26 protein-coding genes and 1 other annotated feature are annotated in these 20,897 nt (G+C 43.7%); of the genes, 10 read left to right on the forward strand and 16 right to left on the reverse strand.

Annotation, left to right across the window (positions count from 1 at the left end; translation table 11 throughout):
- Window positions 1-858, forward strand: an 858-nt coding sequence (locus KNO99_RS02780; RefSeq protein ID WP_214745096.1) for a transposase, incomplete at its 5' end; no start/stop codon positions are given.
- Here the strand turns inward: KNO99_RS02780 and KNO99_RS02785 are convergent.
- Window positions 840-1,820 carry a Gfo/Idh/MocA family protein gene (locus tag KNO99_RS02785; protein WP_214745098.1) on the reverse strand — a complete coding sequence of 327 codons (981 nt, stop codon included), beginning with the start codon at window positions 1,818-1,820 and terminating at the stop codon, window positions 840-842. The genes KNO99_RS02780 and KNO99_RS02785 overlap by 19 nt on opposite strands.
- A gap of 172 nt (window positions 1,821-1,992) precedes the next feature.
- Here KNO99_RS02785 and KNO99_RS02790 point away from each other — a divergent pair, with 172 nt between their 5' ends.
- Window positions 1,993-2,712: a DUF5694 domain-containing protein gene (locus tag KNO99_RS02790; protein WP_214745099.1), complete on the forward strand. Its 720-nt coding sequence runs from the start codon at window positions 1,993-1,995 to the stop codon at window positions 2,710-2,712.
- 122 nt (window positions 2,713-2,834) lie between these two features.
- Here the strand turns inward: KNO99_RS02790 and KNO99_RS02795 are convergent, their stop codons facing one another.
- The 3 genes from KNO99_RS02795 to KNO99_RS02805 form a co-directional block, all read right to left on the reverse strand.
- Entirely contained in the window at window positions 2,835-3,494 is a 660-nt protein-coding gene (locus KNO99_RS02795) for a hypothetical protein (RefSeq protein ID WP_214745101.1), read from the reverse strand.
- A 6-nt stretch (window positions 3,495-3,500) separates the two neighbouring features.
- Entirely contained in the window at window positions 3,501-4,184 is a 684-nt protein-coding gene (locus tag KNO99_RS02800) for a hypothetical protein (RefSeq protein WP_214745103.1), read from the reverse strand.
- 101 nt (window positions 4,185-4,285) lie between these two features.
- Window positions 4,286-4,654 carry a PH domain-containing protein gene (locus KNO99_RS02805; RefSeq protein WP_031423744.1) on the reverse strand — a complete coding sequence of 123 codons (369 nt, stop codon included), beginning with the start codon at window positions 4,652-4,654 and terminating at the stop codon, window positions 4,286-4,288.
- 119 nt (window positions 4,655-4,773) lie between these two features.
- Between KNO99_RS02805 and KNO99_RS02810 the strand changes: the two genes are divergently transcribed.
- The 5 genes from KNO99_RS02810 to KNO99_RS02830 all read left to right on the forward strand — a co-directional run bounded on the left by KNO99_RS02810 (window position 4,774) and on the right by KNO99_RS02830 (window position 7,573).
- Entirely contained in the window at window positions 4,774-5,979 is a 1,206-nt protein-coding gene (locus KNO99_RS02810; protein ID WP_214745105.1) for a cation:proton antiporter, read from the forward strand.
- Window positions 5,980-6,078: 99 nt separating this feature from the next.
- Window positions 6,079-6,375, forward strand: coding sequence for a hypothetical protein (locus tag KNO99_RS02815; protein ID WP_214745107.1), 297 nt, complete (start codon window positions 6,079-6,081; stop codon window positions 6,373-6,375).
- Between the two features lie 27 nt (window positions 6,376-6,402).
- Window positions 6,403-6,882, forward strand: coding sequence for a helix-turn-helix transcriptional regulator (locus tag KNO99_RS02820; RefSeq protein ID WP_214745109.1), 480 nt, complete (start codon window positions 6,403-6,405; stop codon window positions 6,880-6,882).
- Window positions 6,866-7,150 (forward strand): hypothetical protein, encoded by a 285-nt coding sequence (locus tag KNO99_RS02825; protein WP_214745110.1) that lies wholly within the window; start codon window positions 6,866-6,868, stop codon window positions 7,148-7,150. The genes KNO99_RS02820 and KNO99_RS02825 overlap by 17 nt, the downstream gene beginning before the upstream one ends.
- Before the next feature lie 18 nt (window positions 7,151-7,168).
- The gene (locus KNO99_RS02830) at window positions 7,169-7,573 is read left to right on the forward strand and encodes a nucleoside 2-deoxyribosyltransferase (RefSeq protein ID WP_214745111.1); all 405 of its coding nucleotides are present in this window, start codon (window positions 7,169-7,171) and stop codon (window positions 7,571-7,573) included.
- Between the two features lie 97 nt (window positions 7,574-7,670).
- Here KNO99_RS02830 and KNO99_RS02835 read toward each other — a convergent pair whose 3' ends face one another.
- Entirely contained in the window at window positions 7,671-9,323 is a 1,653-nt protein-coding gene (locus KNO99_RS02835; RefSeq protein WP_214745113.1) for a M3 family metallopeptidase, read from the reverse strand.
- 101 nt (window positions 9,324-9,424) lie between these two features.
- Window positions 9,425-9,678, forward strand: a binding site (T-box leader).
- A gap of 58 nt (window positions 9,679-9,736) precedes the next feature.
- Here KNO99_RS02835 and KNO99_RS02840 point away from each other — a divergent pair.
- A complete protein-coding gene (locus KNO99_RS02840) occupies window positions 9,737-10,969 on the forward strand; it encodes an MFS transporter (RefSeq protein WP_371743032.1) in 1,233 nt (410 codons plus the stop codon).
- A gap of 1 nt (window position 10,970) precedes the next feature.
- Here KNO99_RS02840 and KNO99_RS02845 read toward each other — a convergent pair whose 3' ends face one another.
- Genes KNO99_RS02845 through KNO99_RS02855 form a run of 3 tightly spaced genes read right to left on the reverse strand, consistent with a single transcriptional unit; the run spans window position 10,971 to window position 12,804 of the window.
- Window positions 10,971-11,888: an alpha/beta fold hydrolase gene (locus KNO99_RS02845; protein ID WP_214745117.1), complete on the reverse strand. Its 918-nt coding sequence runs from the start codon at window positions 11,886-11,888 to the stop codon at window positions 10,971-10,973.
- Window positions 11,885-12,271, reverse strand: a complete 387-nt coding sequence (locus KNO99_RS02850) for an NUDIX hydrolase (RefSeq protein WP_214745119.1) — start codon at window positions 12,269-12,271, stop codon at window positions 11,885-11,887. The genes KNO99_RS02845 and KNO99_RS02850 overlap by 4 nt, the downstream gene beginning before the upstream one ends.
- Window positions 12,268-12,804, reverse strand: a complete 537-nt coding sequence (locus KNO99_RS02855) for a Rossmann-fold NAD(P)-binding domain-containing protein (RefSeq protein ID WP_214745121.1) — start codon at window positions 12,802-12,804, stop codon at window positions 12,268-12,270. Before KNO99_RS02855 ends, KNO99_RS02850 begins: the two co-directional genes overlap by 4 nt.
- A 218-nt stretch (window positions 12,805-13,022) precedes the next feature.
- On the opposite strand from KNO99_RS02855, the gene KNO99_RS02860 reads away from it, so the two are divergent.
- The gene (locus KNO99_RS02860) at window positions 13,023-13,838 is read left to right on the forward strand and encodes a GGDEF domain-containing protein (protein ID WP_214745123.1); all 816 of its coding nucleotides are present in this window, start codon (window positions 13,023-13,025) and stop codon (window positions 13,836-13,838) included.
- Window positions 13,839-13,852: 14 nt separating this feature from the next.
- On the opposite strand, the gene KNO99_RS02865 is transcribed toward KNO99_RS02860, so the two are convergent.
- The 7 genes from KNO99_RS02865 to KNO99_RS02895 form a co-directional block, all read right to left on the reverse strand.
- Window positions 13,853-14,542 carry a VOC family protein gene (locus KNO99_RS02865; protein WP_214745125.1) on the reverse strand — a complete coding sequence of 230 codons (690 nt, stop codon included), beginning with the start codon at window positions 14,540-14,542 and terminating at the stop codon, window positions 13,853-13,855.
- Window positions 14,543-14,583: 41 nt separating this feature from the next.
- Entirely contained in the window at window positions 14,584-15,327 is a 744-nt protein-coding gene (locus KNO99_RS02870; protein WP_214745127.1) for a hypothetical protein, read from the reverse strand.
- Between the two features lie 14 nt (window positions 15,328-15,341).
- Complete coding sequence (locus tag KNO99_RS02875; RefSeq protein ID WP_214745129.1) at window positions 15,342-15,869, reverse strand: DUF2199 domain-containing protein; 528 nt, start codon at window positions 15,867-15,869, stop codon at window positions 15,342-15,344.
- Window positions 15,870-15,943: 74 nt separating this feature from the next.
- On the reverse strand, window positions 15,944-16,582 hold the full coding sequence (locus KNO99_RS02880) for a hypothetical protein (protein ID WP_214745131.1): 639 nt from the start codon (window positions 16,580-16,582) through the stop codon (window positions 15,944-15,946).
- A 124-nt stretch (window positions 16,583-16,706) separates the two neighbouring features.
- The gene (locus KNO99_RS02885; protein WP_214745133.1) at window positions 16,707-17,618 is read right to left on the reverse strand and encodes an NAD(P)-dependent alcohol dehydrogenase; all 912 of its coding nucleotides are present in this window, start codon (window positions 17,616-17,618) and stop codon (window positions 16,707-16,709) included.
- A 99-nt stretch (window positions 17,619-17,717) separates the two neighbouring features.
- Window positions 17,718-18,761, reverse strand: coding sequence for an ABC transporter permease (locus KNO99_RS02890; RefSeq protein ID WP_214745135.1), 1,044 nt, complete (start codon window positions 18,759-18,761; stop codon window positions 17,718-17,720).
- On the reverse strand, window positions 18,761-19,621 hold the full coding sequence (locus KNO99_RS02895) for an ABC transporter permease subunit (protein WP_214745137.1): 861 nt from the start codon (window positions 19,619-19,621) through the stop codon (window positions 18,761-18,763). Before KNO99_RS02895 ends, KNO99_RS02890 begins: the two co-directional genes overlap by 1 nt.
- 210 nt (window positions 19,622-19,831) lie before the next feature.
- Here KNO99_RS02895 and KNO99_RS02900 point away from each other — a divergent pair, with 210 nt between their 5' ends.
- A complete protein-coding gene (locus tag KNO99_RS02900; RefSeq protein ID WP_214745139.1) occupies window positions 19,832-20,134 on the forward strand; it encodes a hypothetical protein in 303 nt (100 codons plus the stop codon).
- A gap of 286 nt (window positions 20,135-20,420) precedes the next feature.
- Here KNO99_RS02900 and KNO99_RS02905 read toward each other — a convergent pair whose 3' ends face one another.
- Window positions 20,421-20,846 (reverse strand): hypothetical protein, encoded by a 426-nt coding sequence (locus KNO99_RS02905; protein WP_214745141.1) that lies wholly within the window; start codon window positions 20,844-20,846, stop codon window positions 20,421-20,423.
- Window positions 20,847-20,897 lie beyond the last annotated feature (51 nt).

Raw genomic sequence — 20,897 nt, forward strand, 5'->3', positions numbered from 1 at the left:
CGTGACCAGAAGCCGGAAGGCTTTTTCTGGCTGGCGCATCGGACGGTCGACGCCAAGCACAATTTCATCGTCGATGTACACGTCACACCTGGGAACGTCTCAGACAGCACCGTCTATCTCAATCGGCTCGACCATGTCCTCGAACGTTTCCATTTCCCGCTCGAGGCGGTCGCACTCGATGCAGGCTACTTCACGACCGGGATCGCGAAGGCGCTCGTCGAACGGGGCATCTTCGGGGTCATCGCCCGGAGGCGTTTCGGTGGGAAGAAGGGGATGTTCCGCAAGACCCGGTACACGTACCTGCCCGAGGAAGATGCGTATCTCTGTCCGGCGCGACAGCGCCTCACCTATCAGACGACGGACCGCCACGGCTATCACCATTACGTCTCCGACCCCTCCATCTGTCAGAACTGCCCTCTCCTCGAGAAGTGCACGTCCAGCCGGACGCACCGAAGGGACATCACCCGCCACGTCGATGAACATTACCGCGAGCAGGTGAACGAGAACCGACTGTCTGCGTCTGGGAAATCCCTCTACCGACTGCGGCCGCAGACCGTCGAGCGCTCGTTCGCCGATGGGAAAGAACTCCATGGGCTCCGTTTCACCTTCTACAGGGGGACCGCGAAGGTCCAACGCGCCAATCTGGTGGCAGCCACCGCACAAAACATGAAGAAGCTGGCCAACCTGTTGGCCAGAAAGGACCGTCTACATAACATTTCTTCAATCTTATGTCGGGCAGAACGCCTCAAGCTCGTTGAACATAAAAAAAGACGAACCAAATCGCCATATGCGATTTGGTTCGTCAACAGCCTGAGCCCATCCGAGCGGATGGGCTTTTATCATGTGTCCGCCGGGTAATGAACACCAACTTGTTTTCGCACCGTTGTCATCACAGCAGCTAGACCTATCATATCTGTCCTTGAATGTGCAACCACCTCTGAATTTTCAGCTTCGATTGCTCGCACGAATGCTTTGATCTCATAGGACATCGGAGCGTTCTGTGATTTTGATATGATTTCTGACGTGCCATCCCGTAACTCTAGACGGACATCATCGCACGTCGCGATATCGTCGATGATGATGCGTCCCTTTTCTCCAATGATCTCAGAGGGAGTCGATGTCGCATGGATTTTTGAGTGCATGACAACTACATCAAGGTCGTCATAAGAGAGAAGGACCGTACCACTCCCGTCCACTCCAGATTCTAACGTAACGCCGCTCGCCTGAATCTCATTCGGCTGACCAAACAGTTTTAAGGCAGGTCCGAGGAGATAGACACCGAGATCCATCAACGAGCCGTTCGAAAAATCAGGATTGAACGTGTTCGGATTCTCCCCTTGTTTATACAGGTCGTATCGTGAAGAATACTGTGATTTATTGAAGACGGCTCGACGCACTGGCGCGATTTGCTCCATCGCCTCTTGAATCCGTTCGAGGTTCGGCATGAACAAGTTTCGAAGTGCTTCAAGTAAGACGACCTCGTTCTCCTTCGCGACTTCAATCATGCGAGTGACTTCTTGAACGTTCGAGGCGAGTGGTTTTTCACAGAGGACGTGCTTCCCATGCTGCATGAACAAGATGCTCTGTTCAGCGTGAAGTGAGTTCGGGCTCGCAATATAGATGGCATCGATGACATCACTCTGAGCCATCTCTTCAAGTGACGTGAACGTATGCACGATGGAGTGATTTTCTGCGTATTCTTTAACACGTGATTCCGTGCGCGAGTAAAGTGCCGTCACTTCAACATAATCCAACTGATTGATCGTCTCAATAAACCAGTCTGTGATGAAGTTTGTACCAATGATGCCGAAACGAATCATGTGAATTCCTCATTTCTATGTAGATTTTTAACAAGTTTATTAACTAGGTTGAACTCGAAGGTTCATGAGAAATTTTGACTTGGTTCTTTTAAAATCAAGTAACAAAATATGAAACCTAGAAGAAGTATAAGCGTAGTTAACACTATACATCAAATTGATTAGGAGAATTGCTATGAATAAAACAGATATATTGCTCGTTGGCACAACACATCTAAACATGCCAAACAATGGTGATTTTTTTATGCCAAAAATGCCAGATGTTTTAAGCGAAAAACGTCAGTTAGAAATTAAACAATTCGTGAATCAATTAGCAAAATTTGAGCCTACTAAAGTATGTGTAGAAATGAATACTTCAAAGAAAGAATACATAAATGAGCATTTTCAACGTATCATTCAACAGCCGGAATTAACAACCGCTAACGAACACGAACAAATTGCATTCCGACTTGCACAACAATCTAATCTAGATTTCGTATATCCAATCGATTGGAATGAGGATGAGGGATTCAGTTTAGAAACCATTATTCAAGATGAGAAGCGAGAAATGGAGGAAATATTATCATCCCAACAAGATGTCATGAATCATATCGAAAAAATATTTAAGAGTCGTACGATTTCTGACTATTATAAAGAAATTAATCACCCTACAATTACATTATCTATGCATCGCGCCTATTTAGAGATTGCATCTCTTGAAGTGTCTGGTACTAGGTGGGTATCACACTACTGGTATTTTCGTAACTTAATGATTTTTAAGGAATTGATGTCACTAAGGGAATCAAATGATCGGATCTTTGTACTTTATGGTTTAGGACATATCCATCTGTTAAAGCAATTCTTGAGTGAGAGCGGATTGTTTTCTGTCCATGAATTAAATACATATTTAATATGATTTCGGTATGTGAAATAATATTAAATAACATTTTCGACCTTTAATTTTGTGACTAAATCCACTGACTCTCAATACGATAAAGAATTCAATGGATTGCCCATTTAATTTACTTAATATCTTCATTAACTTTCGACTAGTTCAGCACGCTTTCTATCCTCGAATGGCCAGCGATACACCTGCTCGTCTTTCATGACATAAGCAACACCGTCTTCAATCATCAATGACGAGCAGTCAAGGAGATGCCGGGGCATCGGATATGAGTCAATCCGTCCGTTCATATGGACATGGACGAGACGAGCATCGATTGAAGAGATGACCCACACCCCCTTCTTAGACGCGTACATCACGTCACAATCATGAAGAACTGGAGCCTTTCTGAATTCTTGATTATAGCGAAAACGTACGGTTCCCTCCTTTGAGAAACAAACGAGTGCCTCGGTAGAGATCCCATCTCCAAAGATGCCCTCGTCCCCATATCCGATCCAAATTCCAGTATCATTCATTACAACAGCTGCAATCGCGTTTCCTGCATGAAAGGAATACTTGATCTGTCCATGCGTATCCAGCACCCACGCATTGATTGGTTCTCCTTCTAACGTAAACGCCCAAATGAACAAGTGATTCTCGTCGATGATTCGAATACCCGAGACATATTCATGCCGTTTAAGGTCTATGACCAGCTCATCCCAATTAATATAGAATCGATGATTGGACTTTACCAAACGAGCGGAGCCCATTGACTTCTGCATATCGAAATCAACCATCTCTATTTCATCGTTCATACACAATCATCCCTTATCATCTTCCAATCGCATGAACTGTAACGCCTCTCGAAACTGTCTAGATTCTTCATCAGTCACTCCTTCATCCACATATCTCGATTTCCAATAAGGAGAGAGGTCCACCTCTTCAACACCGATCCGTTTGAACCAGTCCAAAACGGTCTCATTCGATTGATGCTTTAATGAAACCGGTAAATCCAAGTTGAACTGGATGAGCGCATTCCGAATCGCGCTATCGGTCCATTGAATCTCTTTGGATTCTACAAACTCTTTTGCTTTAGTCTTTCTACGTCTTCGTTTTAAGGCGTCACTCGAGAAATCAATGGTCGAGACGACACGATTTCTTCTTCGCATCGCGATGATCAGTAGAATCATTAAAACAATCAATCCTCCAATAAGGAACCATAACCAGTATGAACTCCCTGACTCCGTCACCGTCCCATCTGCTCCGAACGTGTAATCTAGAAAGTCGATATTCAAGAACTGTAATTCATCGTCCTCTCTCATCTTGCGTGACTTCCCTTCATAAAAACCGCTGCTCTCACCATCCTCTCCAGAAAAAAGGAGCACAATCCCTCCCTCCGTAGGGTCGTGAAACCATTCCCAAAACAGACGAACCAGATGGATCAATCCAGTCACCAACATCAAACCGCCGAGCATGATCATCAATAATCGGGTTGTAAATCGCATCGTAACCTCCGTCACACATTATGTCCTATCGTATCATGCAAGATTAAGGATTGTCAGAAAAATCCAAATAAAAGGACCGAAAGATTTTTCGGTCCACTGTATTACAAAATTGCTTCCGCGAGCAGACGGTCGAACTTACGCACATCCACTTTTTTATTTAGATTGATTTTGATTGTTCCGGCGCGCGTGAACAGTTGGACTTCTGAGTTCAAGTCGAACATGCGTCCCGCGTTCTCCGTCGAATACATATTGATCGAGTCGTACGGAAGTGAGTAGACTTCAATCTTCTTCCCCGTGAGCCCTTGCGCGTCACGGACAATCAGGCGTTTGTTCGTGAAGACAGCGACGTCACGCACCGTCTTGTAAGCAGCGACGGCCCGCTCCCCATCGATGAATGACTCCGTGATATCACTTGGCACCTCACACTCTGAATAAAATGTCCACGACAAATCGCCAATCGGGTTTCCCATATCGATTCCTCCCTATATGAAATGAATGTATTATCCCCTATATTCCACAATTCTCGTTTGATTAGACCTTGAATGGGAAGATAGTGTATAGCACGTTGATTGTAGAGGAGGACGTCGTTATGATCGCGCAACAGGTGATCACATTACTACTCATTGGTTATTTCATTTATTTGATTGATTCCAAACGCAATTACTTCCCTGTTCCGGTCATCTTGGTCTTGATTGGGATTGGTCTCTCGTATATCGCCTTTTTTGATTCAGTGTTCATCTCAAAAGATATGATTTTCGAGGTGTTCCTGCCTGCACTTCTCTTTACATCTGCCTATCAGTTCAAATACAAAGATTTGAAGGACAATATCGGGATCATTACTATATTGAGTACGATCGGTCTTGTCTTGACCGCTATCTTGATGGGATATGGGACGTTTTGGATCAGTGAGTTCTTTACCCCGCTCAGCCTGACCGCCTCTTTTTTATTGGCGTCCATCTTGATTCCGACCGACCCCGTGTCCGTGACCGCGATTTTAAAGCGGAGTAAAGGTGAGAAGCGGATTGCGGATGTTGTCGAAGGTGAATCGATGGTGAACGATGGAACGAGTGTTGTCATCTTCACCATCTTTCTCAGTATGTTCGCGACGGGAGAACGATTCTCCACGCTCAGCTTTTTAACTGATTTTTTAATTGTGTCTGCCGGAGGAATCGGCATCGGTTTCATTTCTGGATTTTTACTTAAGAAATTGATGATTGTCAGTTATAAGAAGCATGAGCTCGTCATGTTGACGATCGTGACTGCATATGGTGCCTTCTATCTCGCCGATGCGCTAGAAGTGTCTGGTGTACTCGCAACGGTGACAGCGGGGATGATGTTGTCTCACGAACTCGGAACAAAAGAGGATTGTGAAACTGTCCAACGTCATCTAGATGGTTTTTGGGACATCGTCATTCCGATATTGCTCGCTCTCTTGTTCTTATTGATTGGAATCGAAGCGACCAGCTATTTATCTGTATCTCTCTGGACGTTCGCCGTTCTTTTATTCTTACTTTCAATCGTGACCCGGTTCATCGTCGTCGGCGGCCTCGTCTATTCGGTCCCCGTCTGGCGTAAGGAATTTAAAGACGATTTAACGGCGACTTCCTTACTCACGTGGTCGGGAATCAAAGGAACGATGTCGATTGCCCTCGTCCTCTGGCTAGAAGCAGAGAATATCGACGGGTCGAACGAGATGATATCCCTCGCGTTCGCCGTCATTTTACTCTCCCTGATCTTACAAAGCATCGGTGTTTACCCACTGACGACATACTTAACGAATAAACATGACAAATGACGGAACCCTTCCTCAGAGAAGGGTTTTTTAGATTCTTAAATTGACTTTGTCTACTTTTAGTGTAAAATTACACTTGTTATATATTAGGAGGTGATTATGTTGGAAAACGCGACAACGCCATCCGCTGCCATTTCTACTGGAGTGGTGACGGTTGTACTTGCTCTTGTTGCAACGTACCTTACTCCATCGTTCTTAAAAGTCGGAATCATCTGGGATCTTGTTGCTTTCTTAGTCATCGGCATTGCGACATTCAGTTTTACATATCACTTTTATCAATCGAAACGATTCACATATTGGCAATACATTTCCTGCTATATCGTCGTCTGCCTGCTCTTATTCACCGTGTTTCTCGGCATCTCTTGGATCCTGATTTTCATTAGCTCGGCGTCACTTTGAGTTGTACGAACAGAAAGGAAAAACCATATGCAAAAATCTGAATTTATTGGACAGGTCTCTCGAAAAATGAAATTGATTCGTATTGAATCCCAGCATTCACAGGATGAGATGGCGAATTTACTTGGTATATCCAAAAAAACACTCATTCAAATCGAGAAGGAGCGAAATGAAGCGAGTTGGTCGACCGTAGTGACGGTATGCGCCTTGTTCAATGAGAGTGAGATCCTCATCCATTTAATCGGTGATGACCCGGTCGAGTTCGTCAAACTGATTGCGACCGCGAACACATATGAACCGAAAGAAAAGACGCTCGGCGGACGTGTCTTTTGGCACGCAATCGAGGCAGGTCCCCACTTCATTCTTCAGCAAAATATCATCAGCGGACATTATCGTATCATCGACCTCGATCATGTGAGGTGGTACAGCACGTTTGATGCAGAAGATGCCGAACAGGTAAGGTCGAAGTTGGAACATCAGCGTGAGGTTTCAGATGACACGAAAGCATAAAGATTTGGTGATGGCTTTCAGTCTAATCGTCATAACAATCGTCTACTTTTGGCAGATGCCAAACATCGCGTATGACTACATTTGGTTAGTTGGCACAATCATTTTACTCGTCCTCTCGTCTATATCGATCACGCGCTTGATTCAATCATACGTTCCACTTTCTTTGATAAAATTCGTCCTGATTAGCGTGATTTTTTTCCTTGTACTCTGTTGTCTGTTGATCACCATGTTTTATGTCGTAGCGCTTTACCAGATGAATCACTTATAACGAATTGGAGGGTTTCCTATGAGATTTTATGTCGGTTCAAGTTTTGCGAATATCGAAGAAGTACGGTTCATCCGTGATCAGCTGATTGCGCTCGGTCACACGCATACGTATGACTGGACACAAAACGAACGTGCCGCTTCGATTGATGCATTACGCTCAATTGGTGAAGAAGAAGTCGCTGGAATTCAATCAGCGGACTTCGTCGTCATCCTGTTGCCTGGAGGCAAAGGCGCACACGTCGAACTCGGGATTGCACTCGGGACGAACAAACCCGTTTTCCTTTACGATTTGGGTGATCAAATGATGAATATGGAGGAGACGAGCACGTTTTATCATGTGGATGCGGTACAACGCTTGGAGGGACCGTTCAACGACGTTCCTCGACAAATTCAACATCAATTGAAGTCCTCTAATCACGCTTGAGCCGATGCCCTTTATTCTCGGCGGAGTGCAGCCTACCTAGTCCATGTAATACTTACTCAGCTTTGTTCAATTAATGTTTATTTAGTTTGTACTTCAATTAATCAATCATACCTAATTGCATCACCAAATGTTGAATCTCAGCACTTAAAAAATCAGTCAACTCGACCAATTCTTCCTTAGATGGAAACAAAGATACGCCTGCTACTCGATAAGTTTCAGGGACAGAAGCAGTACCACCTAAAGCTAGTGCGTTCTTATACTTTTTCAGAGTGTTGACTGGATGTTGCTTATACTGCATATACATGCGAAGTGCAGCAATCTGAGCGAGCGCATATTCTATGTAATAGAATGGTGTTTCAAAAAGATGAATGACACGCAGCCACTGTTTACCCTTTACATCTCTCACATCGTTCCAATCAATCAAATCAGTATCATATTGATCAACCAAGCATTTGAAGATATCATCAAATGAATCTATATTCTTTTCTAAATCATAGAGATTGTGTTGAAACTGATCCACGATGAAAACAGTTGGCAAAAATTCGATAATCAATCGAAAATGTTCTAGTTTAGCTTGAATGAAAGCTCGTTCATCTGAAAAGATAGTTGTCCAATGGTCCATCGAAAATAGCTCTAGTGACATGGCTGCGAATTCGCCGACTTCAAACGAAATGGTTTGCGCTTCGAAAAATAGGTGTTGCTGTGAGAGATCATGGTGGATGGCGTGACCCATTTCATGCAATAACACAACGTAGTCATCAAATCCGCCGAAACGGTTCATAAAAATGAAAGATGATTTTGAGTCGGGTAAAGATTCACAAAATCCACCTTCAGCTTTATTCGATCGAGGTGATAAATCGAGATGGCCCTTCGCACACATGTCCCTAAACAGTTTTTCAAAGTAGGGATCGACTTCATTCAAGATTCGTTCCGTTCCACCGATTAAATCATTCGACGAAACGGATAGATCGTGATGATCCGAAAATGGAGAAATGAATGAATCCCATGGCGAAAGTTTCGATTTCTTCAATCCCTTTGTCTGTAGCTTCTGGAACGAGCGACGAAGTGGCTCAAAATGTTTACTCACTTGATTCGCAAATCGCATACAATCCTCGGCATCATAATCTAGACGACCTAGCTTCATGAAGGCTAGGTCACGGTAACTCTTATCATTTAAGCGTTGCGCCTGCTGTTCCCGATTTTGAATAAGACTTTCCAAGCAATCAGTAATGTCATCCTCTTTTGAGACATACGCTTTATACATATGCGTAAAAGCTTGTTTACGGATGGATTCATCAGCATCGTATAGGTCTCCTTGAAGTTCCGCAATCGATCTAGAATCATCTATCGGATCAGTCAATTGACCAATTGTTTGCAAATACCTCTGTATGAGTTGATCCTCTTCAATCAATAAATCAACATTCTCTTCATGATAAAGACTCATCCGATTTCGCATTAGGCGAGTGACATGGTGTTCATCCTCAATATACTGTAAGGCAATTCGTGAAACATGTCTTTTCAGCTCATTGAGTTCAGGTTTTATAATGGTTAGAACATGATGTTGTCTTTGATTTGCTTCATCGCTATTGATGTCTCGCTGAACGTCAATATAGCTCTTTGTGACATATTCATCATATTTTCCAATCAATGCTGAATATTTCGATATGAATCCATCTAACTGATCAGAATCAATTTTATGAATAGTCGCAAGTACTTGGTTCGTCTCTTTTATTTCTTTATAGTCGATCAACACTGCACCTCGATTCCTAGTTAATTTTCTATATTATGGTTATAACCAAAATTATTGTTCCTTATATTTTCACAATATGCTATCCTTACGAAAATGATCTGACAAACGCGATGAAGAGAACAGTACATCAATGAATCTTTCGTAGAGAGCTCCGTCTGGTGAAAAGGAGTAAAGAACGTTGGTCGAAACAAACCTCTGAGCAGCGCCATGGAACTCCCCCCGAGGGATATGGCGACGGGCACTCCCGTTATAGAGTTGAGGTATAGTCCGACTCGTTCGGCAGTACCGAATAAGGTTCGTGCGGTGACGTGCGGACGAACAGGGGTGGCACCACGATGAGAATCTCGTCCCCAAGAATTCGTTCTTGGGGGTGGGATTTTTTTGCGTTCCGAAAGTGATCAAAAATTGAAGGAGTGATTGACTTGAACTCGTTTCGAAAAACCTCTGCGCTGCTTCTCGTCAGTGTCGGAATCTCAAACCTCGGTGCCTGGGTATACTTCATTGCACTCAACCTGATTGTCCTAGAAATGACTGGTTCGCCATTTGCTGTCTCAGTTCTCTATGTGTTAGTTCCGCTCGCCTCGCTCATCTCGAATCTTTGGTCAGGTAGCCTGATTGACCGAGTCGATACGAGGCGACTGATGATGTTATTGGATGGTTTACGAGCGTTCCTCGTATTCAGCTTAGGCTGGATTGATTCACTGTGGCTCATCTACGGAATTGTCTTTCTCCTCAATGTAATGAGCTCGCTATTCGAATCATCGAGTCTGGTCTACATGACGCAACTCGTACCTGCCTCGAATCGACAAAAGTTCAATGCGATGAAGAACTTTGTGCAGTCATCCGGATTTATTTTAGGTCCAACAATTGCCGGACTACTCTTCCTAGTTGGGAGTTCAACAACTGCAATTTTCGTGAATGCGTTCGCACTCGTTGTCTCGGTCGGAATGTTGTCGAGCCTTCCGTCCCATCATCGAACGAATGTATCTATTGAACCCTTCTCCGTCCGATTAATTATCGAAGATTGGAAAGTCGTCATCCGATTTGCATCGAATGCTAAATACGTGACGCTCATCTATGGATTGTTCTGTGTCATGACCATCTTCATGTCTGGGCTCGATTCCTTGGAGGCGTCATTCGCGACCCAAGTCCTTCACTTGTCTGAGAGCCGATATGGATTTCTCGTCAGTATCGCTGGGATTGGAATTATCGTTGGGTCACTCATCAATTCAAGATGGAGTCACCGTTTATCCTTATCGTTTTGTATTGGATTCGGGGCAATCATGACACCAGTCGGCTATCTCCTGTTCGCAGGCTCTTCTTCGTTCACGATGGCTTCCATCGGATTTTTTATTCTGACGTTCGCGCTTGCGTTCGCCAATACCGGATTTTTGTCATTCTATCAATACCATGTTCCTGTGGAAATCATGGGCCGGTTCTCTGGTGTCATCAATGTGGCAGAGTCGCTATTCGTCATCCTGCTCACATTCGGGATTGGACTCCTTGCCGAAATGGTCGGGATTCGCCCAGTCTATCTCGCATTCTCGATTGTCTTCTTCCTCGTTGGTTGTTACACCATATATGTCATTCGCGACCGCTCGAAACGGGAGTATTTCATACACAATCAAATTGAAGAAGCGTCTTAAGTCATGAGCCGGTCGTTTTTATGCGACCGGCTTGTTCGATTCGATGTATGGCTTCGATGATTGTGTCTGGTCGCTGTAAGTGAATTTGATGACCAGTTTTTTCTGCGATGATGAGTTCGGATTGATTTGATAATCTTAACTGTTGATAGATGAGTTCGTGCCATGTCTCTTCTAACAAGCGAATTTCTGCCTCAGGAGAACCTCCATTTATTCCTTCCTGAATCATCGCTTCATGGTCTCGGCCGATGACAATTAACGGAATCGATGAAAATGTGCCCATCTTTTTGATGATAGAGGCATCGTCGCGCCAGAATGATTCTTCTTCCAACATCGTTTTGTATAGCGTAGGTGATTGATAAAAGTTTCTGAGACGGTCAATTGCATCTGATGAGAGGTTTTTCTGTTCGTCTGACCACTCAGGCTGATGGATTTTCTTTAGTTCTTCTTTTGAAAGGATTGCATAGGAGTGACACATCGTTCTCCAATCTCCATCTGAATATTGACGATCCATTTCAGGCGTCTCCAACTTATCTAATAAAGTAAGATCATGGGAAGTGGAATCGACTAGTACGACCCCGCTTACTTTATTCGGAAAAACTTTGGCCATATGTTGTGCACACAAACCTCCGTACGAATGACCGACTAATATGATTGGTTGATATAGCTGAAGGGCATCCAACAATTTAACACATTCCAAAATGTGTGATGCTGTTCGACTCGAACGATTGTTCATCTCACTCTCACCATAACCTGAACGATGATAAAGCAATACTTGATAGGACTCGCTTAATTGTTCAGAAAGAGAAACCCACTCTTCGAATGAACCTCCCATTCCTGTCATCACCACGATGAGGCGTTCCCCGGAACCGAATAATCGATATTCCATGTCATATCCATTGACTTCAATCACTCTATTCATACACTCCACCGTTTAATCAGCTCAAGATCCTCCGGAAATGTATGGTTCAACCGTTCTAATTCATGAATTGAACACCATTTGACTTCATCGATGTCCGAGTCGATGATTGCGGTCGACACTCGCTCCTCACACGTTGCCAAGAAATAATGCGTCTCGACTTGATCATTTGAAAGGATGGCTCGTTTGATATGTAATAGTCGATTCACAGAAATGCGATATCCCGTTTCTTCGAACACTTCACGCAGGCAACACTGTTCAGGAGTTTCCCCTTCTTCTAAACCACCTGATGGCAAACTCCATTGTTGTATGTCGCGGTTTTTCACAAGAAGGATTTTCTTTTCTTCATTGATGCATAAGGCAGCCGAACCAATCCATTTTTTCATCCATTCATACCTCCCTTTTTAACAAGTTGACCAATTAATTGATAATCGAATGAGTGCTCAATCGCGTCAATCACACCGTGCACAATTTCCTCATGCGTCAACCAGCGAAAGTTCTCACCATCCTGCTTCGCACCTAATTGAACTTGTCGGTACGTTTGTTGTTCGTTTATACATAAAGCCCTTTTCTCCTGTTCGGAGTTCGCCTGGTTCCCTAAAATATGTAGAACATCTGCATGTGAGGAATGATTCAAGATGATTTGCATCGCCTTCCCGGAGTCCCGGTGTACCCATGCGATGATTTGTTTGAATGGTCCGTACCACTTGATCGATTCTTGTAGCCCTTTTGATAAATCCTGTTCGCTACGATAATCAAGTAGTAGTGAATGACACGTTTCAGGGTTTCGTCGAACGACTTTTGCCATTCTTTCCGGGTCTCGCCCGATGACAGTGACAAGATGTTCGCTTGCCAAACAAGATGTGACTTCAGCTAACATTCCGGTACCACCGACAATTAAAATATGTTTCTGGTTCATATCATCACCTCATTTCCATTATACACCAATCAATGAACTCTCTTTCTGTAAAGAAGTGTTTTGAAACATTGGCGTATTTTCAAAAATATCCCGTTATTCAATTAAAGAATCACTTATAATGAATCAAGTGTACGAATCGGTTTGAATCATCACTATTTCGGAAAATGGATAATAGTGTTACTATTACAATTTATTTCTTTTGGGAAGGGGGAGATGAGATGCGACATTGGTCTGCCACGTCACTTCAACTGATTGCGCTCATCGTTGGCTCATTGATCGTCAGTACTCTATTGTCTTCTGTTCTGATGATGAACAATCTACCGGTCTGGTGGATGATTTGTATCCCTGTCCTCTTTCTTTCAACGCTACTCATACACCGAGCCTCTGGAGTTCTGATCGCGTTAGGGTTCGGCGCTTACTTTTTAATCATGATGTCCGGCTATACGTATCCCGTCCTTAAGCAATTCATTATTCTTTTGTTGTTAGCGATGTTGACGAGTCTTGCTTACTTGCTTCAAGTCGGTCTTTTTCGCTCTCAATTTGCTTTGAGCGTCGCAGAAGCGAGAGTCAGTCAATTAATTGCTGTCGATCCTGAGACAGGGTTTGATAATCGTAATCGATTCTTCATGGACCTTGAAGCAGAGCGGGATCGATTGATCCGAAACGGTGGAACGTTCGTCGTCACATTCGTCACATTACCTCTCCTAAATGATTTCGAAAAACGTTATGGACAATCCGAATATGAATGGTTTTTAGATTATTTCAGCGACGAATTACATGAAGCGACACGACGGACCGATAAAAAATATCGGGTCGCCTCAGATACGTTTGCCATCCTCTTTCCTCAAACCACACTCGTAAAGGCACAAATCGTTCATGAACGCATCAAACCACTGTTACAAGGATACTCTCGTCTAGATGGCGAACCACTTACTATTGATTGTTTAGATAAATCATTTGAAGTGACCTTAGAGAATTCATTTATGAGTTTGGATGAGATTCGGATGTACTTGAGTGAAGACGAAAAAAAATGAGTTCAGGAATGAACTCATTTTTTATTCAAATAGATGTTCAGTTTATGATTCTCATCGATTTCAATGACATATTGTCGATTGATGGTCATTTGAATAGGACTCGGGATCGACAGCTTTGGTGAAAACAGCCACACACGACCTTCTGGCACCAATAAAATGTATGTATCGCTATTCGGTGCGCCTAAAAAATTCAGATGACGTTCATCGATTGGGTTGCCGTCTCGGCGGTGGATCTCGATGTTCGCAAGTTCTTGTGCGACATGAAGCGGGTCTACTGCAGTCAAGCTCATCTCGCCGATTCCAAGAAAGTCATCAGTAGAAAATACCTCTGCATCACTTTCTGGGTTAATCGAATGTCGAGCAATCAATTCGACGACATTCTCGTCCGCATCGTAAAAATAAAGTGACGAGGCATCAATCCCTTCGAAGTAAATCTCATCCTCCCCATCTTCAATCAAAAGTAGAACACGTGATTTAATCCATTCTTTCGCTTCTTTGAATCGATTGGACGGGATATTAATGGCGAAATGATACTGTCGCTCTTGAATGGTCGCTGCCTCTTGAAACACCAGCGCATCTTCACCTAGATTGATTCGAAAACTCGTCGAGTCTTCTTCAATGACTGATAATCCAAGCTTTCCCGTATAAAAACGTTTCATTTCGTCAAGCCGATTCGTGTACAGTGTAGTTTCTGTGATTCTCATGAAATCCCTCCTCGCCTTCCTCATCACTATTCTTGATTCCTTCACTTGATCATTCGCTTGTACGTTTTGTATTCTCGCCAACTCATATTCACCCCTAACAGCTCGTTACAAACGTCCCTCTGCCAAGTGTGTGGGTTGAAGCCCATCACTGGCTTTGACGTTTCACCTGAATCGTCGAAAGTCAAAGCCAGTTGAACAAGTCCCTTCTCTATATAAAATTTGGCCAACCTCGGATTGTGTCGCATGAAATATCCTCCTAAAGAAAAGTAGGGCTGAACTGCCCGCGGACATCTCTCAATGGCCTTGACCAGATACTCTCGCTCCATATGTCTTAGCGATTTTGACATGCTTAGACAAATCAATGCAGAAACCTCAGCTGATGCTTCCTCAATCAATCGATTAGCCACTTCCATGACTTCCTCGTCCAATTCAAAATCATTCCAACCCATATCATATAACGCTAAAGCCAAATAGAATGGTTTATCTGGATGGTATGAAAAGGCTGTTCGGCAAAACGCATTCACTCGATCATAATCTTCAATCCGATCCATCCGTTCGTAACCGATAAGCAAATCCCAACGATATGAATCGGTCGGGTCAAGCATCACATGGTCGATCAACAGCTGCTCGATGTCCGGAGTGTCGCGCATGAAGTGTTCAAGTTCATTGAATTGTTTGTCGTGAACAAGTACCTCTATTCGCTCCGACATGGTCTGCTGAATGGAAGTGAGCGCTTGATTTCCTGAATACAAATCGAAAATCAAAGATGACTTCAACTCACTCACTCAGTTAACCTCCTTTATTCATCACGTTCAACGAGTCGGAAAATGTCATCTACCCTCGACCTCGTGATGCCATTGCGCTGTTCGATCGCAAGAGGATGATTCGTCGGTTCGAGTTCAATCAACGGACGTAATCCGACTCCACGCATATGGACGTTTGTCTTCAGATTGATTGTATTTGGGTAAATCGGCAATTCCATCGATAACCAGCCAAACATCGGGTCGAGATCAACACGAGCGGGCTCATCCCATAAATCGATGACTTTAAAAAAATTATCCGCACTGAGTGACACCCAGACGTTCCAGATGAAGGGGTCTTCTTCCCCAACGATTGGAATCTCGAGACATCCGTAAATGAAGAAGTGGGCTTCATCGAGGACACATACATCATCTGTCAATACGACACGTTTTTTCATCTCACGTGTTGTCATTCCATTTAGAACTGTTGGCATCCTTGATCCAAAACCACCTTCACTTTCTGTACTCCTGCCACATTTTGAGCAAGTACAATTTTTGTTATGTTTTCGTTTGAATGGGTATCTCATACATTCTCTCTTTCTATTTTCAAGTTAAAAATTCGGTATGTGAAATAACAAAATGCTAATAAGATTATAATAAGTTAGACAATCACTACACCCTTTAATTCAGTATCTAACACTCTCGTTCGCGTATCATTTTTCGATAGAAACACTTCTTCACCCTTTTCATCATAGCAATACGCGATTGGTATCGATACACCACAATTTCGATACGACCCATCCGCGTGACTCGTTCCGATGATCATCGCTTTACGTTCCATCGCAATCTTTCTCGCTTCTTCGGACCACTCCATGAATTGTTCTTCACTAAACATCCCGACCCCGATTGGATTGAATATGATTGATAGATGCCCGTGATTCTTTAGTCCCTCTACACCCATAAAAATCTCCCTGCAAAGTAAATATCCGTATTCCTCCGCTCCATCTATGACACTTGATGGCATGAACAAGTACTCATTTTCAGGTGTTTTCGGTCGCGTTAACAGCGTTTCACCTTTCTTATTTACAATGAGAACCCGATCTTTATTCGTATCATCCCGATAACCCAAGACAATTGCCGTCTTGAATGCACTAGCTAACTGACGAACCATATCTAATTCTGTATATGTACAATATCCCTCTGGGTAGAGAATCAAGTCCACTTTAGGGTTCGACTCAATCTCTAGCTTCAGTTGCTCGAGATTTCGTTCCATCTTTGGTTGTCCAATTAATACATTCATTATTAGTCCCCCGCTCCATTGACTACATCTAGTATTCATATGTATGTGAGATGATCGTATGCACCTCACCATAAAGCACGAATTCAATCCCTCTTCATCATACCATCGATCATCTGACTTATTCCTATTTGACTGTCACAATCACATTCCCAATCTTCTTTCCTTGATCGACGTATCGGTGTGCCTCGACAATCTCATCTAGTGAATAAACCGAATCAATGACGGGTTGTAGCTCTCCTGCTTCAAACAATTCGTTCAAGAACATCAAATCCTCTTTTCGTTCGCTCGCCGGTCCCTGTCCCGCGACGGAACTGAACACACCATTCTTTGCCACGTGCGTTTTTGCTAGTCGTTTATCAATTTTCCCCGAAGCGTCAAAAACGGCATCATACGTACCCAATTCGCGGTCGTAGCCTTCTTTCGAATAATCGACGACCACATCTGCCCCAAGTCGCTTCACGAGCTCGATGTTCCGCTCATGGCAAACTGCTGTGACATGTACGCCGAAATGTTTTGCAATCTGTACGGCAGTGGAGCCGACTGCACCTGAGCCACCATAAATCAAAACATTTGTCGCCCGTTCGATGTTTGCTTTCCGTAAAAAGTGTAACGAGGTCGTCCCTCCGAACGGAAGTGCCGCCGCCTCGATAAAGCTGGCATGCGCGGGCATCTGAACCACACATTTCGATTCGTTCACGCATGCAAATTCCGCATATCCACCAAATCTCATTCCCGCGAGCGCATAGACGTTCTCCCCTACTTGAAAGCTCTTTACACCACTACCGACCTCTACCACTACACCTGCCAACACGACTCCAAGAATCGGTTGTCTTGGCGCATTAAACCCCATAACTATCCGCATCGGTAGTTTTCCGAGTGCAGGAACGTCCAGCGCGCGAAGTCGTCGATCTCCGGAGTGAACGGCCGATGCATGTACTTGAATCAGTAGCTCATTGCTTTTAGGTTTCGGTCGGTCTACTTCTTGAATGACGAACACTTCTGGTCCCCCATACGTCGTACAAATCGCAGCTTTCACGTTGATTCACTCCTTTTTTGGCTAGTCATCTCATACTGTTATATACGTTCCCGCAATCACGAAGGTTCAGTCGATTTAGCATAGAAAAACCAGATGACATCATACGATATCATCCGGTTCATTCTTTAATGATACACTCGCATTGACAAGAGAAAACGGATAGTCGAGCGACGCGGCTGCTGCTTCTGATTGTGCGATGTTTATTTCGGTCACCACCGGTTCTTGACGTCTGAGCTTAAATGCTCGCTCAAGACGGCTTGTCAACAAGTTGAAAATAAAGATGAGCGCAGCAAGTGACATGGCCGGGACGAGAAATAGATGATTCGTCATCCATGTCATCGCGGTGAACTGTCTGAAATAATACCCGAACATCGAAGACCATTCATAGACGGTCGGCATGATCCCTTCATGTAACATGACCGTTCCTCCGAAGAATATCCCGAACAGTGAGAGATGAATGAGCAACATGAGCGTCTGGACAAACTGTTGCATGAAGACGATCACGAGGGTTGGGACGAGATGCGGGAAAAGGTGCAATCTCACACGATGCCAGACACTGCCACCAAGCGTCTGAGCCACGATCATGAACTCTTGTTGAAGCAATTGTCGAATCTCTGTGATGAGGTATAACGTGACGGCCGGCAATCCGAGAACGACTAAGACGATTAGTTCAATCTTGACTCGATCCCATAATGGAGGCACCTGTGTCGAATCATAGAAGGTCAGTGTTCCTACCAACATCATCAATGCAATCAATGAAATCGGCAGAATCAAAAAGCCGTCCAATAGCGTTTTAAAGAATTGATTTAAGCGAGTTCCCCTGAAAGCAAGGGGAATGCCAATCAATAATCCGATGACCATCCGTCCGAATGCGACGAGCGCACAGATGCCAACTGTCCACTTAAAGCCTTCCACGAGCATCTGGAATAAATCATATCCAGCATTGTCTGTCCCGAGCCATTGATATTTCGACGGCTCTAACGGTGGTATTCCGATGAGTCTCCCTTCATCAGAGTAGAGCATAAGGGTTTGATCTACGTTCCCGTCACGAAACACGGTATTTCCAAAACTCATCAACAATAGCCCCGCTACGATGACAAAGCAGAAGATAAAAATTGGGTCACGCATTAATACTCGACGCATCAAATCCCTCCTTTCCATGCATTCGGAATAATCCATTCAATAAATAGGTCTAACAGAAAAATCGGGATATAGATGACGAATAAGATGACCAGTAAGATTTCCATCTGAGGGTTATAGACGGCGAATCGGAATAACCCTTGAACGTTAAATAGATATTCGACAATCAGAAGTGTCGATAAGATGGTAATGATGTTCGAACGGAAAAAGAGGTAAAACCGATAGATGATATTCGGCAACAAGTGTTTCCAAAACAACCCTCTCGGTCGAATCCCTTTCGCTTGCGCGAGCTCGAGATACGGAATGGCCTCTTGTTCATGGATATGAATCGTCAGCCATTTGATAAAGAAGAATAACGTCGTAAGCGTCAAGGTGACGATCGGGAGAAACCGAATGTACTCTGCGAATCCTCCTGCCACTTCAATGCGATCGAATCCCGTCGACTTATGGATTGTAATCGCAAGAAATTGAGAAAAAATTAACCAAAATAAATCCGGTACCATCTCGAGCGTCTGACTCGTTTGGTGCAAGACGGTACGAACTCGTCTCCCGCTCCGGTAATAGAAGTACGCATACATTAATCCTAGCGAGGTCGATACCGCAAGTGCCGTCGTAAAAATGATGACCGACTCTTTGACGAGGGGTTCAAGTGCCGGCAAGAGTGGTAAGTAACGTTGCGCGGTGATGTTGTAATATGTAATGTCCTCTAATTTCTGTAATTGATCCATCTGTTGTTGAATCCCGTTCCAATAATTCGTCAGACTAAAATCCGTCTGAACGACGAGCGTTGGTAGTGCACTGATTGCAATCAAGATGAAAAATGCGAAAATCAGATGAACTGATTTTCGAGCAATATACGTCATAGTTCGATCTCCTTTTGAATGCCAATCTCTCAATCAAAAGTGTGAAAGGATGTCCGTTTGATTGTTCATTTTCTAAAGGGAATAATATCCAAAGACACTTTCTATTGATTCTAGCATATTTATTATGTGAATAAAAACAATTTTCAGAAATCATTATGGATAATGATGTATGTTATTATGAATCTGTAGAAATATTTAGGAGGTTGAAGCATGTGGATTATTTTTGGATTAGCGGCCATTGGGGCGACTCTCATCAATTTGACCGTATTTATGATGGAGAAGGATTACAGACTACCGATGGCGATTGCGCTGTCCTTGACTGCTCTCACGTTATGTGCCGAATATAGCCTAATCAATATGTGGGTCGAAGCAGAGGACTGGGCTGCCTTAAAGGATGTGGTGCCAGGAATGTCACGCGCATTGTGGTTCTTGACGATTGCGGCAATCTTTTTAAATATTCTTCCAATCTTTTTAGAGAGAAAGCGAACACGTATGATGGAATCGAAAAAGTAAATAAGCATAAATGGAGCGTGACTATGGAAAATAAATTATTTGCGACTTTAGCTAATCCTTTTGGAATTTTCATTTTTGCAGTGATCTCGCTGTCACTTATATACCAGGCTGGTCTCCGTCTATTGTCGTCTCAGTACATCTTGTTTGTAACCAATTTGATTGGTGGCCTGGCTTTTATCATTATGATGTTACTTTTAGGGCGTACATATAAAAAAATGGACAAGAAAACGTGTTCGAAGCTATGAATTTAGCTTTGAACACGTTTTTGTTTGACCATGTCATACAATCAATCATCTGAATGGGTTGAGTATAATAACTCACCGTCAAGTGAGCGCAACTCATAATCGATTCCTGATTGCATCTGCTTCGTCATCGTCGCGCGACATGAAAATAGTTGTCCCGGACCATACGCAACATCCGGAATTTCCTTGAAGCCGTATGCCCGCTCGCCGAACCATAACGTCACGTTCGACGAACCCTTCGAGGACTGATCATTCACGACATAACATTCTCCTGTCTCGACGATGTAATTCGTCGTCATACGGTCGTGCGTCTCCATCCCGGCCATTCCAAGTATAGCAACTGATGCGAAAACAGCGAGAAGGACTTTTCCTAATTTCACACGATTGCGTGTCTTCCACCACTCTCTCCAGTAGATGACAAGTGATCCTAAACACAATAATCCAATGAACCAAGTAAGCACAATTTCCAACAACCCAATCACCTCACATTACAATACGTAACAAAGGAAGCGATGGATTCA

It is taken from the genome of Exiguobacterium sp. s189 (assembly GCF_018617615.1).
Taxonomy (GTDB): domain Bacteria; phylum Bacillota; class Bacilli; order Exiguobacteriales; family Exiguobacteriaceae; genus Exiguobacterium; species Exiguobacterium aestuarii_A.